This is a genomic window from Dokdonia genika, assembly GCF_042652845.1.
In the GTDB taxonomy this organism is placed as follows: domain Bacteria; phylum Bacteroidota; class Bacteroidia; order Flavobacteriales; family Flavobacteriaceae; genus Dokdonia; species Dokdonia donghaensis.
On sequence record NZ_JBHSHB010000022.1, the window covers coordinates 1 to 15,374 of the forward strand.

The 15,374-nt window shown below is 36.8% G+C and carries 9 protein-coding genes; 6 read left to right on the forward strand and 3 right to left on the reverse strand.

All coding sequences use genetic code 11. The annotated features are described in order from the left end of the window. Positions 1 to 728: 728 nt before the first annotated feature. Positions 729 to 1,409, reverse strand: coding sequence for a DUF4294 domain-containing protein (locus ACFO5T_RS10900; RefSeq protein WP_380034332.1), 681 nt, complete (start codon positions 1,407 to 1,409; stop codon positions 729 to 731). 107 nt (positions 1,410 to 1,516) lie between these two features. Between ACFO5T_RS10900 and ACFO5T_RS10905 the strand changes: the two genes are divergently transcribed. From ACFO5T_RS10905 to ACFO5T_RS10930, 6 genes are all read left to right on the forward strand, one after another. After that, complete coding sequence (locus ACFO5T_RS10905) at positions 1,517 to 2,605, forward strand: M42 family metallopeptidase (RefSeq protein ID WP_380034334.1); 1,089 nt, start codon at positions 1,517 to 1,519, stop codon at positions 2,603 to 2,605. Positions 2,606 to 5,211: 2,606 nt separating this feature from the next. Further along, positions 5,212 to 6,096 (forward strand): hypothetical protein, encoded by an 885-nt coding sequence (locus tag ACFO5T_RS10910; protein WP_380034336.1) that lies wholly within the window; start codon positions 5,212 to 5,214, stop codon positions 6,094 to 6,096. A gap of 7 nt (positions 6,097 to 6,103) precedes the next feature. Continuing rightward, positions 6,104 to 7,963: an Ig-like domain-containing protein gene (locus ACFO5T_RS10915; protein ID WP_380034338.1), complete on the forward strand. Its 1,860-nt coding sequence runs from the start codon at positions 6,104 to 6,106 to the stop codon at positions 7,961 to 7,963. Positions 7,964 to 8,027: 64 nt separating this feature from the next. Next, positions 8,028 to 8,888 (forward strand): glycoside hydrolase family 16 protein, encoded by an 861-nt coding sequence (locus tag ACFO5T_RS10920; RefSeq protein WP_380034340.1) that lies wholly within the window; start codon positions 8,028 to 8,030, stop codon positions 8,886 to 8,888. A gap of 142 nt (positions 8,889 to 9,030) precedes the next feature. Continuing rightward, on the forward strand, positions 9,031 to 12,504 hold the full coding sequence (locus ACFO5T_RS10925) for a hypothetical protein (RefSeq protein WP_380034342.1): 3,474 nt from the start codon (positions 9,031 to 9,033) through the stop codon (positions 12,502 to 12,504). 97 nt (positions 12,505 to 12,601) lie between these two features. Then, positions 12,602 to 14,023, forward strand: coding sequence for an MFS transporter (locus tag ACFO5T_RS10930; RefSeq protein WP_035328188.1), 1,422 nt, complete (start codon positions 12,602 to 12,604; stop codon positions 14,021 to 14,023). Positions 14,024 to 14,093: 70 nt separating this feature from the next. Here the strand turns inward: ACFO5T_RS10930 and ACFO5T_RS10935 are convergent, their stop codons facing one another. Continuing rightward, positions 14,094 to 14,459: a hypothetical protein gene (locus ACFO5T_RS10935; protein ID WP_380034344.1), complete on the reverse strand. Its 366-nt coding sequence runs from the start codon at positions 14,457 to 14,459 to the stop codon at positions 14,094 to 14,096. A gap of 65 nt (positions 14,460 to 14,524) precedes the next feature. After that, on the reverse strand, positions 14,525 to 15,364 hold the full coding sequence (locus ACFO5T_RS10940) for a 1,4-dihydroxy-2-naphthoyl-CoA synthase (protein WP_035328184.1): 840 nt from the start codon (positions 15,362 to 15,364) through the stop codon (positions 14,525 to 14,527). Positions 15,365 to 15,374: the final 10 nt, after the last annotated feature.

Genomic DNA, 15,374 nt, shown 5'->3' on the forward strand with positions numbered 1-15,374 from the left:
TGTTAATAATATTAACTCCTCACAACTCGAAATATCCGGTCAATAATAAACTTCTAGTTTTCAAATTCTTTGTAATAATACCCGAAAGTATTAATACGCGCTGTCAATTCAATAAGTCAATGAACTTTTCCTAATTCCTAAAAACTAGAAAATCAATGTTAATGCAAGAGGAATCGAACCCCTTTTTATCCTTCCAAAACATTCAAAAAAATTACTTGAACTTCGCTAGATATGTTACTGTTTCTCTAAGCGGGTGCAAATATACAACTGTTTTTAATACTGACAACTTTATTTTGAAAAAAAATTATTTTTTTTCTGAAGCAACAAAAACAACAATCTTTAAGAACAACTCCTACAAATAAACCTCCATTTGTTAGCGGCTGCAAAACTACAACCTTTTTTGACTTTACAAACTATCTTTTGAAAATAATTTGAAATAAATTTTGTAGCCAATTAAACAGACATTTACAAGAACTACCGCTCACATTTAAACGGACGGCAAAGATACACAGAAGTTCAAGCCTGACAAGTATTTTTTAAATAAATTTTAAAATATTTTACAAACCACTGATCTTCTATACCTTAAATAATATGAATTATATCTTCTCTTGGAGTGAGATCAACATTATAGTAATTAGGGCATACTATGAAGGAAAAAAAGACGCGAATTATCTTTTGCGAAAGCGTAAAAGGTACGCTACACTATTAAATAGTATAATATATAGGTACTACTCTACTTTATCTGACTTCCACTTATTGGACAATTCTAAGAATTGAAAATCTAGCGCTGTAGGTTGTGGCTCAAGTATGCCTGATTGAAAAGAGCGCTGCAGTATATCTTCTATAAGATAGTCTTCTTGTTCTTGCTCTGGATTGAACTCTCTTTTAAGTGAAAGGTCAAAAGCACTTGCTGTGGTATTATACCAAAAGGCTCTCCATCCACTACGCAGCCTCTTTATAAGATCAAAGGCTGTCTCTCCTGTTTGACGATGGATCAGTTTAATAAGTATTTGACCTTCGGTTCTCGTTAACTTTTTGAGCTCTGTAGAAAACTCTCCTTCTAAATACTTGTGTATAATCTTTGTGTACTTTTTTCTTGCGCGCTTACCTTCTATTGAGTCTAGTCTTTCATTGAGCGCCACTAGCCTATCTGCCGCTAGCTTTGCATAAGGGAACACTTTTCTGGTTTTACGACGTAATATAAGGTAACGCCTACGCTCTGTATTATTTTTAAATTTTAGTCTTTTGAAAACGATTACCTCATTGAGATCTATAGAGCTCCTAGGTATAGTGTCGCCTTCTATAATATAGTATTCGGTTGTTGTGGCTGTGGTGTCACTTGTTGTGATTTGCGCTTGAGCTAGCGCAAAAGGGAATAATAATATTATAATGTATGTATATATGCGCATTTGTTTATTTCGCTTTAAGCTAAAATCATTCCAAAATTAAAGATTAGAGTGCTATAACGTCATTAACTCTTGGTTAATATTCTTACTTTTAAAAAAAATATTATTCTATGGCTTCAAAAAGCATTTTAAATAAAAAGTCTTTAGACTTTCTTGAGAGTTACCTAAACAACGCAGCTCCTACAGGCTATGAATGGGATGGACAGAAATTATGGATGGATTATCTAAAACCATATGTAGATGAGTTTATCACAGACACCTACGGCACGGCGGTTGCGGTAATAAATCCAGAGGCACAATATAAGGTTGTAATAGAAGGTCACGCAGATGAGATCTCTTGGTATGTAAATTATATAGCAGATAATGGTCTTATATATGTAATACGTAACGGCGGGAGTGATCACCAGATTGCACCTTCTAAGATTGTAAACGTGCATACTAAAAACGGAATTGTAAAAGGAGTTTTTGGTTGGCCAGCAATACATACTCGTAATAAAGCAAAAGAAGAAGCACCAAAACCTGACAATATCTTTATAGACATAGGAGCAAAAGATAAAGAGGAGGTAGAAAAAATGGGTGTTCACGTAGGTTGTGTAATTACCTATCCAGACACCTTCCATATTCTTAATGACGATAAATTTGTGTGTAGAGCGATAGATAACCGCGCTGGTGGTTTTATGATTGCAGAGGTAGCGAGACTTCTACACGAGAATAAAAAGAAACTACCTTTTGGACTCTATATCACAAACTCGGTACAAGAAGAGATAGGACTACGTGGTGCACAAATGATTGCAGAACGTATAAAACCAGATGTTGCCATTGTCACAGATGTTACTCACGACACTACAACACCTATGATAGATATGAAAAAACAGGGACACGCAGAGATAGGCAAAGGCCCTGTAGTTGCTTATGCTCCTGCTGTACAACAAAAACTACGTGACCGTATTACAGAGACTGCAGAGAAGAAAGAGATTCCTTTCCAGAGAGCTGCCCTCTCTCGCGCTACGGGCACAGATACAGATGCATTTGCTTATAGTGGTAGTGGCGTAGCCTCTGCTCTTATATCATTACCATTAAGATATATGCATACTACTGTTGAGATGGTACATCGTGAAGATGTCGAGAATGTTATAAAACTTATTTATGAAACGCTGCTTACTATAGAAGATGGTGAGACGTTTTCATATTTTGAATAGTTCGCTTTCGCGAAAAAACTAAAACTATACAGGCTAATTTCTATGTTGAAATTAGCCTTTTTTTGTGTCTAATTATAAACCTTACTAATAGCACATATCCGTGATATCAATATCCATAAACCTGCATTAAATAACATAGAAAGACCTATACAAGTAGAATAATCACCACAACATTACTACATCATCACTTTGAAAATCTGAATTTCACGAAAAAACTCTAACTTTAATATCGTTAAAATCAAGACCCAAAACCTCTTTATTCTCAACAATAAGGGTTAATTAAAGTGATATTCTTAATCATTACAACTATTTGCAGAGGAGTGTATAGTTTTTGTTTACTAAGAACTAACAAATAGTCTTCATCTTAACAATATCTTTACATAACGATTAACACAACAAAAATATATAGAGAATAAATTCTCCATTATTATTTTAAACCAAACATAAAACAATCGCTGTATGAAACATTATATGTTGAGCATATTTTTGATTTTGAACTCACTAGCTTTATTTGCACAAAGCACTACAGTTACCATAAATACTGATAGTGATGGACAAAAATTAATGGTTAATGGTGAGCCATTTATCATTAATGGTATGAACTGGGACTACATCCCAGTAGGCCAAACTGTCGCTACCACCTCATATCAATTCTGGAAACAGTCTGATGATGTAATAAAAGCCGCTTTAGACCCTGAAATGGAGTTGCTTAAAAATATGGGGGTAAATACAATAAGACAATACGTCGGGGTACCACCTAGATGGGTAACCTATATATATGACAACTATGGTATTTATACAATGATTAATCACCCCTTTGGCCGTTATGGACTCACCATAAACGGAACTTGGAAACCTAATACAGATTATAGTGATCCAGATGTAAGAGCAGTCTTATTAAAAGAAACAGCTCAAATGGCTAAAGACTTCAAAAATACAAGAGGCCTGCTATTATACTTGTTAGGTAATGAAAATAACTACGGTCTTTTTTGGGATGGTGCAGAAACAGAAGATATTCCTGAAGCAAATAGCCGAGTAAAGCCAAGGGCTCGAGCAATGTACAAGCTCTTTAATGAAGCTACGGTTGCTATGAAGGAAATTATAGAAGACAAGCCTATAGCACTTTGTAATGGCGATTTATTATTCTTAAATATTATAGCAGAAGAATGTCCTGATGTAGATATTTATGGAACAAATATGTATCGAGGTGTTTCTTTTGGAGATGCTTTTGAAAGAGTTAAGACTACGTACGGAAAGCCTTTACTCTTTACAGAATTTGGAGCAGACGCATTTAATGCAATCCAAAATCAAGAAGATCAAAAAGCTCAGGCTTACTATATGCTGGGTAACTGGAAAGAGATTTATGAAAATGCAGCTGGTCTAGATAAAGCGCAAAACTCAATAGGAGGTTTTACATTTCAGTTTAGTGATGGCTGGTGGAAGTACGGCCAAACTAAAAATCTAGATATACACGATAATAATGCCTCGTGGTCTAATGGAGGATACACTTATGATTTTATAGAAGGTGAAAACAATATGAATGAGGAGTGGTTTGGAATCTGTGCAAAAGGTCCTACAAACATTAACGGTCTTTACACCCTGTACCCAAGAGCCGCCTACTATTCTTTAAAAGAAGCTCATACTTTTAATCCATACGCTAGCAATAATGACAGTTCAAGTGTAGAAAATCACTTTGATGCAATACAAATAATGGATGCTGTACTAAGGGCTAGAGGTGACAAAGCAGCCTCTGGAACCGCAGGAGGTGAAAAAATTAAGATAAGCACATTAAGAGCTGAGTTTACAACATTTAATACTGGTGGTAAACGTATTACCACTCCAGAAAATGCTGACCAAAACAACCCTACTACTTTTCCAGACCAATTAGGTTTTGATAATATGGAGTCATATTATGTTGGTGTTGAAGCAAACCCTACTCCAGGCTTAAGAGCTAATGTAGAGGTGAATGTTTTAGGAAATGTAGCTGGCAATCCTATAGATGAAATCTTTTTTGAAAACAGAGGAAGGCCTACCGTTGTAAATTCTAACAATGGTGATGTAGTTCTTACAGATAATAATAGAGTGCAAATTTATCAAGCAGAATTTGACTGGAGTACAAAATATGCCGATATCAAAGGGTTTTATAGAACTGGACACTATCACTGGGGATATGAAGGTGATTTCTTTGGCCTATATCCTGAAGCAAACTATGGCCCTAACATTGACATATATAATGGCGTAGCTCCTTTTGGATTTGAATTTGAAGGTAAGAAGGATTTCAAAGGACTAAAAGCAGCATTCGGTCCAGAATTATGGTGGGGCGCAAACCCCGCAGTACTTTTAAAGTACCAAAAGCAAATAGGTAAGTACAATCTTGCTGCTATTTTTCACGAAGACATAGCAGATCCAGGAGTGGGTGTATCATCTGTAGCAATACCTCAACCTAGNATGGAAGAGACTATCAAATAGTAAAGACTGATGCAGATGGGAATACCGATGTATTTATAAACACGGTAGACGCTGGTGATAACTGGGGAGGAAAAGCAAAAGTAACCTATGCAGGAGGAAAATTTAACTGGTATGCTCAAGGGGCAGCACAAGGGCTTGTGGCATTTGGGGGTGCAGATTACACAAAGACATTTACAGGCTGGAGACTTAAAGACAGCGGAAGCGGTAATCAATATAACTTCTTAACAGGGTTTACATATCAAATAGGTAATTTTCAAATAGCACCTAACTTTTTATGGCAAGAGCCTCTTGTAGATCCAATCCCACTTGGAGCTCCAGCTCCTGCTCGCTCTAGAAACATTATAGAAGATCCATTTGTTGTGAGAGATAATAGAAAGACAACAGCCGGAGAGTTACTTTTAACCTTTGACCCAACTCCAGGAACGTGGTTTTACGAGTGGGATAATGACCGATCAGAAGATGCGCCATTTGCAGCAAGTCTAGGCTTTGTATATCGTCACTTACCTACTACACAAGATGCAGCTATTGGATTCTTTGGCGATAGTCGTGTTCCTGTGGCGTTTGCATCTGCACCATCTGCACAAGATTTATGGGAGTTTAATGGTAGAATAGTTTCTAAAATAAGTCCAGATTTTGGAGTTATTGCAAACTTTTTTGGAGGTAATGGACAAGCAAGAGGTAGTGATGACAGAGTTATTTATCGATATGGTACAGACGTACGTGTTGTGTATAACAAATTTAAATTAATGAGTGAGGTGAAAATAGACGACTGGGGTCCTTTTGATTTTCATAGAGACTTTAACCTCACTTACCCATTCCAATTTAAAGTAGACCTCTCTACTACTCTTGGAAAACCAGGATGGTTTATTTTACCTAATACTCGCTTAGGAGTACGTTACACCTGGCGATCACTAGATAATTTCTCTCCTAGATATGAGTTTATGAGCCCTATTGACTTGGGCTTGCCTAACGGTAATGAGTGGGAGATTAGAACATACTTACATATTAACATTGGTAAATAATTACAAGATGAAAAAGATACTTACTATAAAAAACATAAATTATCTCCTCACTACACTTTTTGTAGTGCTTAACTATGGTTGCGCACCAGATGAAGATAATTTACAAGAGGCCACTTTCCCAAATAATGGAGACGTCTTTATAGATACCTTTAGTGCAGGATTAGAATATGCGGCCTTTGGAGACTCTAAAGTAACAGCTTTTGATGTCGATACAGATGTTGTCTTTGAAGGTAGTGCAGCAATGAGGTTTGATATTCCTAATACGACAGATCCAGAAGGAGGATATGCAGGTGGGATTTTTACCACAGCTATAGGTAGAGACTTAACAGACTATAATGTTCTTTCTTTTTATGCAAGAGCATCTAGAGGCGAGATTGTTGATCAAATAGGTTTTGGACTAACCTTTCAAGGAGAAGTTTATAGAACACAGGTAAATAACCTTGAGGTAGGTACAGGCTGGCAACAGTATTTCATCCCTATCCCAAATGCGGCAAAACTCACAGAAGAGAGCGGAATGTTTTGGTATGCCGAGGCCTCAAATAATGGAGAGTCATACCAGTTATGGATAGACGAAGTAAAGTTTGAAAACTTAAATACTATTTTACCATTAAGTGCAGCAATTTTAGAAGGTCAAGACCAAGTTACCTCAGCTACTGTAGGCAATCAAGTAGCTATTACCGGCGGTTACAGCACCTTTAATATGCCTAATGGTATAGAGCAGCGAGTTGAAAGTGCATCTGCATATTTTGATTATAACTCTACAAACGAAACAGTTGCTACTGTAAATGACCTAGGCGTTGTAACAGTAAACGGTTCTAACGGTGTTGCCACTATCACTGCAACACTTAATGATATTAATGCTCAAGGCTCGTTAAGCATAGGTATGGAAGAACTTCCTCCTACTCCTAATGTAGACGACTCAGATGCTGCTCAAGTAACTTTTCCTGTTGGGTTTGAATCTACCTCATTGGTTTATGACATTATAGGTTTTGAGGGAGCAGCTTCTGCCGTAGAAGGAAATCCAAGTGCAACGGGCATTAACCCCACACAAACTGTTCTAAGAACTACAAAGACGGTAGGCGCTCAGTTTTTTGCAGGGACATTACTTAATCTTGACGCTCCTATAGATTTTTCGGCATCTGAGATTATAAGTATAAAAACGCTCTCTCCTAAGGCAAATATCCCTGTAAGAATGGCTCTAGAAAACCAAGCTATAGGTGGCGACTCTCAAGTTGTACTAGATATTAACACCACTACTGTAAATGAATGGGAAGAGCTTCTATTTAACTTTACTGGTCAGCTAGACCCTAGTATTAATTACGATCGTATTATCTTATTTTTTGAATTTATTCCTGATTTACAAGGTGATGGATCTACATATTATTATGACGACCTTATTGTAGTAGGATCTGATCCGGTAAATGACGGTGGAGATACTGGTGGAAATACTGGAGATAATCTCTTGTCTAATGGAGACTTTGAGAGTGGTATGGTAGATTGGTTTGGCAACGCATTTAACGTTCAAGAAGACGGTGGTAACAGCTTTAATTTTGCAAATGTGATGGTCGCTGGTAATGCCTTTGATGTAAACTTAAGTCAAGGCCTAGAGATAACACAAGGCGCAACGTATACCTTAACTTTTGATGCTTCATCAGACGGTGACCGTACTTTAATTGCAGGTATAGGTCTTAATGAGGCTCCTTTTGAGGCTGTAATTGAGACTGTAAATCTCACAACTACTACACAAACATTTACACTTACCCTAGAGGCTAGCACTTTCGGGAGTTCAAACTCACGTGTGCTTTTTGATATGGGGGCAGAAACAGGTGTGGTGGTTATAGACAACGTTTCGCTCGTACTTAATTAATAGCTACTAGTGTATTTTAAAAAAATTATACCGCTTTCGCGAAAGCGTAATTAAAAAAATAGCAATGAAAAATAATATAATAGTAATCACGGCAACCTTATGTGTGCTAGCCATCATACTCGCTTGCACAGATGATGAGGGTAATAATGTAGGTTTATCAAATCTTACGCTTGTTTTTGAAGATGAGTTTAACGGTGAGGCTGGCGCTTCTATAAATACTGATAACTGGAATTTTGACATAGGTACTGGTAATAATGGCTGGGGTAATAATGAGTTGCAATATTATACAGATAGACCAGAAAATGTCTCTCTAGATGGTGCTGGTAATATGATTATTACAGCGCGTAGAGAAACTTTTCAGGGTTCACCTTTTACCTCTGCACGTATCAATACAAAGGATAAAGTAGAGCAAAAATATGGCCGTTTTGAAGCTCGTATTAAAATGCCTGGTGGTCGTGGTATCTGGCCTGCGTTCTGGATGCTAGGGAGTAATATTGAAACTCAAGCAGATGATGATCCAGCAACAGTGCAGTGGCCTTTTGTAGGAGAAATTGATATTACAGAAATGAGAGGGCAAGAACCTGAAATCACTTTAGGTAGCATACACGGGCCAGGGTATTCTGGTGGTAATGCAATATCTGGAAGCTACACACTGGAGGATGATAGGTTTGACGCAGATTTTCACGAGTATGCTATAGAGTGGACACCTACTTATATAGATTATTTTATAGACGGTATTCGTTTTAATAGAATTGCAAAGGAGGATATTCCGCAAGATGCAGACTGGGTTTTTGATGATCAGCCATTTTTTATGTTGCTTAACGTTGCTGTAGGCGGAAACTTTGTAGGATTTCCAGTAGATACTACTCCCCTACCACAGCAAATGGTAGTAGACTATGTACGTATATACAGCACTAACGATTAAATCCTTTATAATAGGATAAATAACTAACACTTGTAGCAGCGCCACATATAAATATATGTAGTGTATTACCCACTTATAATATAACGTAAACAACTCATATCAATCTGTTTACACAAAGTATAGATACTTAAAACGCATCCATATGACACATCAACCTATTTATATAGGAAGTACTCCTATTGCCGTTTCCCAAAACGAAACAAAAGGAGAACTAGTAAATTTTGACAATGAAGTTTACTATAAAATCACTAATAGTGATGAGATGAGACCATTCTTTATAAGTCTGGTAAGTAACTCTAATCACTGGATGTTTATCGCTAGTAATGGAGGTCTAACGGCTGGTAGAAAAAATGCCGATAATGCATTATTTCCATATTATACAGATGATAAAATTACCGAGTCTATAGAGCATACGGGTAGTATCACAATCGTTAAGGTCATAATGAGCGATAAGACTTTGCTCTGGGAACCATTTTCAAACAAATACAAAGGGCTTTATCGTATAGAACGTAATCTATATAAAAATGAATATGGTAATAAACTCATCTTTGAAGAACACAACTTGGACCTTGAACTCTCCTATCGCTATGAGTGGAATACAAGTGACAAGTATGGATTTGTAAGAAAGTCTACTATATCTAATCAATCTAAAAAAAGCCAGGAAATATCAATTTTAGACGGCTTACAAAATATCATACCATACAGCGTAGGTGAAGAATTACAAAAAGCGAGTAGTAATCTCGTAGATGCTTATAAGCGCAATGAGTTAGTCCATAAATCTGGCATAGGAATTTATGCGCTCAGTGCTACTATAGTAGATAAAGCAGAACCTAGTGAGGCCTTAAGTAGTAATATTGTATGGTCACTGGGACTTAGTAAACCTACTTATCTAGTCTCTTCTAGACAACTAGATAATTTTAGAAATGGAGAAGATGTAGTGCAAGAAGAAGATGTAAAGGCAGAGCGTGGTGCGTATATAGCTACACAAACAGTAGCGCTAAAACCGGGCACTTCTCAAAACTGGATGATGATTGCAAATACAAACCAAAGTATAAGTAACATCACCGAGATAGAAAAGAGTATAACATCATCTAGCAATCTCAAAGAGTTGGTTCAAGAAGATATTGACAAAGGAACAAAAGAACTTCTCAAACTAGCAAACTCTGCAGATGCTATGCAACTTACAGCAGATAAGCTTAGAAACACACGTCATTTTTCTAATACGCTTTTTAATATAATGCGCGGTGGTATCGTAGATAACAACTATCAAGTAGAAAAATGGGATTTTATCTCTTACCTCTCTAAGGCAAACAAGGAAGTACATCTTAATGAGCAAAAATTACTATCTGAGTTACCAGAAACCTTTACAATATTTGAATTGCATAATCACATTGCAATTAGTAAAAACGTTCATTTACAAAGGCTATGCCTAGAGTACCTTCCACTCAAATTTAGCCGCAGGCACGGCGACCCAAGTAGGCCTTGGAACAAATTTTTAATTAACACAAAAAATGATCAAGACGGCTCTAAGGTGCTTGATTATGAAGGTAACTGGCGAGATATATTTCAAAACTGGGAAGCCCTTGCCCTATCATACCCTGCCTTTATAGAGAGTATGATCTATAAGTTTTTAAATGCAACAACCTTTGATGGGTATAACCCCTATAGAGTAACAAAAGGTGGTTTTGACTGGGAAACTATTGAAGAAGATGACCCTTGGTCATACATAGGCTACTGGGGAGATCATCAAATAATCTATCTTCAAAAATTTCTTGAGATCATAGAGCGCTATCAACCTGGAAAACTAGTCTCTCTTTTTAATAAAAACATCTTTGTTTATGCAAATGTGCCATATAAAATCAAAGACTATAATAGCATTCTTAAAAACCCAAAAGACACCATAGATTTTGATTTTAAATTAAACAATAAAATAACCGACAGAAAAAAGCAACTAGGAGCAGATGGTTCTTTACTTCTTGATAATAGCGGTTCTATATACAACGTAAATTTTATTGAAAAACTACTTGCAACTGTTCTTGCAAAAGTAGCTAACCTTATTCCAGAGGCAGGTATCTGGCTTAATACACAACGCCCAGAATGGAATGATGCAAATAATGCTCTTGTAGGTAATGGTGCATCTATGGTAACGCTTTATTATCTAAGGAGGTTCCTTAGTTTTTTTAATAACGTTTTAAAAGATAGCCCAAGCACGGAGACATCAATTTCTGAAGAATTACATAAGTTCTTTATGGGCGTAACAAGTACGCTTGTAAATAATGAGACCCTTCTTGTAGATTCCTTAAGTGACAATAATCGTAAAACCATATTAGATGGTTTAGGGAAAGCGGCGAGTATCTATAGAACACAGATTTACACGCAATCACATACAGGTATTAAAAAAGCATTAAGGCTAGATGAAATAAAACACTTTATTAAAGTTACTCTCTCGTATATAGATCACTCTATAGAGGCTAACGAGAGGGAAGATGGCTTATATCACGCTTATAATATTGTAGATGTAAGTCGTACAGATCAAATCTCAATAAGCTATCTTGATGAAATGCTAGAAGGGCAAGTTGCTGTGTTAAGTTCTGGCTATTTGAAACCTCAGCAAAGTCTTGCCGTTCTCAATAGTTTAAAGGAAAGTGCGCTATATAGAGAAGATCAGCAAAGTTATATTCTATATCCAAATAAGGAATTACCAAAATTTTTAGCAAAAAATCATATACCTCAGCAAAGTGTAAAAGAGTCTACTCTTTTACAGAAACTTCTAGATGATGGTAATCACGATATTATCGAAAAGGATCGTAATGGCAATTATCACTTTAACACCACATTTAATAATGCAAATGCACTAAGTAATGCCTTAGAAAAGCTTACAACAGAGAAGTATAAAGATCTAATAGATTTAGAGCGTACACAAATATTAGCCATTTATGAAAATGTCTTTAATCATAAAGCATTTACAGGTCGCTCAGGTACTTTCTTTGGGTATGAAGGTTTAGGCTCTATCTACTGGCATATGGTTTCAAAGCTTGCCCTTGCTAGTCAAGAGTGTGTACTTCAATCTATAAGTGCGGGCAAAGACCAAGTTATCACAAGTAAACTCATTGCTCATTATTATGAGATTACAGAAGGTATAGGAGTACATAAAACACCACAACATTATGGTGCATTCCCTACAGACCCCTACTCTCACACACCAGGAGGAAAAGGTGCTCAACAACCTGGTATGACTGGACAGGTTAAGGAAGATATTATAAGCCGTTTTGGTGAGCTAGGAATTACTGTTACAGACGGAAAGCTGGGCTTTAATCCTGCTATTTTAAACAAAGAAGAGTTTTTAAAGCAAGAAGCCCTCTTTAATTATACAGACGTTCACGCTACTCCGCAAACTATTACTGTTTCAAATAACGAACTCTCTTTTACCTACTGTCAAGTTCCCATTATATATACCATTTCAAACGAGACACGCATTGAGGTCCATTATTCTAATGACAAAACACAAGAGTTTACATCTCTAGAGCTAGATAATAAAACAAGTACATCTATTTTTCATCGTACAGGTGAGATAGAATTTCTTAAGATATACCTACCTCAAGATGTGTTGCTATAAGAGGGATAATTACGCTTTCGCGAAAGCGTAAACCCGCCTACTAACATTAATATTAACTAACCGCTCTTTGTAAAAAGGGCTATTAAAACCATCATAAATGACTACATCAAAACAAGAAGTTTCCTTTGGTCAAAAAATAGCCTTTGGGATAGGAATGCTAGCAAACCAAATGTTTCCGGCGGCCTTAGCCATTTTTATGGTGGTACTAGTTCAAGACTTGGGTTTTCCGCCAGAATCGTGGGCGCTGCTCTTTTTCTTGCCACGCATTTTTGACGCATTTACAGATCCTATAATGGGTTTTATATCTGACAACACAAAATCAAAATGGGGCCGAAGAAGACAGTACGTATTTGCAGGGGCAATCCTTATGGGTATTTCTTTTATAATGATGTGGCAATTATATAGAGCAGATGGGCTGGACTATAATTTTACATACTTCTTAATGTGGTCACTAGCATTTTATTTGGGTCTCACGATATTTAGCGTTCCTTATGTTGCGATGGGTTATGAAATGAGTAAAGATTTTCACGAGCGCACAGATATTATGGCTACGGCCCAGTGGATAGGTCAATGGGCCTGGGTTATAGCGCCTTGGTTCTGGGTAATTATGTATGACCCCGCTTGGTTTGAATCTGCAGATGTGGCTGCTCGCGACCTGGCCATATGGGTAGGTATCGCTTGTGCTATATGTGCAATGGTTCCTGCTATTTTTATCAAAAGTAAGTCTACTCTAGATGATGATAGTTTAATCCCACTTAATATTAAAAATTTAGGTAAAAGCCTTGTAGGCCTAGCCAAAGGTTTTAAGGCTGCCTTTTCTTCAAAACCTTTTATAAAATTATGTGTGGCAACATTTTTTGTATTTAATGCTTTTAATACTGTGGCCGCTTTTTCTTTTTTTATAATAGTATATCACCTCTTTAGTGGTGATGCAGCGGCAGCAGGAATCTGGCCTACACTCTTTGGGTGTTTAGGGGCACTAGGAACTACATTTATGGTAATTCCTATTGTAACAAAAATGTCAAAAAAACTAGGAAAGAAAAAAGCTTTCATAGTATCACAGACTATTTCCATAATAGGATATTTAATGCTGTGGTTTCTATTTGTACCAGGTAAACCGTATTTGTTTATAATAGCTCTACCGTTTTTCTCATTTGGTATAGGAGGTCTCTTTGTACTTATGATGTCTATGACGGCAGATGTTATAGATCTTGATGAGCTTAAAAATGGGATACGTAGAGAAGGTGTTTTTGGAGCAATTTACTGGTGGATGGTTAAGTTTGGCTTTGCCATTGCTGGTTTAGGTAGTGGTTACATTATGGCCTATGTAGGCTTTACCCCAGATGCTCCCACCCAGCCGGAAGGAGCTATAGAAGGTTTGCGCCTTTTCTTCTCAGGCATCCCCATTACCGGTACAATTATAGCTATCTTATTTATGTGGGGATATGATGTAGATGAGAATAAAGCACGAGACGTAAGAGAAGCTCTCGAAAAAAGAAAACAAGATACCATCGCTTAAAAACGTAGGTAATAAAAAAGACCCGTTCAAATACATTGTACGGGTCTTTTTTATTTATAACTATTATTACTTATTGTCTAAGGTAGCGACTGCCAGATTCTTGTTCTATGAGAACATCTTCACTTTCGATGATGAAAAACTGATCAACACCATCTACAAAAAACTCTGAAAATAGAACTCTTACCGTTTTGTCTTCAATAACATACCCTACGCTGTAAATAGCATCTCCAAAAGGTAAAATCCCTACTTCTTGAGAATCGAAAAACTCTATTGAAGCAAAACAAGAATTTGCTATTGGATCCTCATTCTCACAATCAAGAACACTATAAACATACCTGTTACCTATAAGCGTAGCATCAGATGTACTATTTTCATCATCACTATTGCACGAGACAAATATTAATAATGATAAAAAAAATACTAAAACTTTTTTCATAATATTTACTTTTAATTTAAGATAGCCAAGTTTTAAAAAGGTTGCGTAAACTTATAGTTAAATCATTATGGTATCCACTTCTTGTCAAAGTTAGGTGCTCTTTTTTCTAAAAATGCATTTCTACCCTCTACGGCCTCATCTGTCATATATGCTAGACGCGTTGCTTCACCAGCAAAAACTTGTTGGCCCACCATACCGTCATCAGTAAGGTTCATCGCAAACTTGAGCATCTTTATAGAAATAGGTGATTTTGCAAGAATTTCTTGCGCCCACTCGTAAGCAGTATCTTCTAGCTCTGCGTGAGGTATCACGGCATTTACCATCCCCATCTCATAAGCTTCTTGAGCAGAATAGTTTCTGCCTAAGAAGAAAATCTCTCTCGCCTTCTTTTGGCCTACCATTTTTGCTAGGTAAGCACTTCCGTAACCACCGTCAAAAGAAGTTACATCTGCATCTGTTTGTTTAAAAATAGCGTGTTCCTTACTTGCAAGTGTTAAGTCACAAACTACGTGCAGGCTATGCCCACCTCCTACTGCCCACCCTGGGACAACAGCAATTACTGCCTTAGGCATAAAACGTATGAGACGTTGCACCTCAAGTATATTTAATCTATGATATCCATCTTCACCTACATACCCTTCTTTACCACGTGCTTTTTGATCTCCACCAGAGCAAAAACTATAGACACCATCTTTAGAAGATGGTCCTTCGGCAGAGAGTAGCACTACTCCTATAGATGTATCTTCATTTGCATCATAAAAGGCATCATATAATTCCTTTGTAGTATTAGGCCTAAACGCGTTGCGCACGTCTGGTCTATTAAATGCTATACGAGCAACACCGTTACTCTTTTTGTAAGTTATGTCTTTATATTCTTTGGCTGTTTGCCAGTTTGGCTTATCCATAATGTGCTAT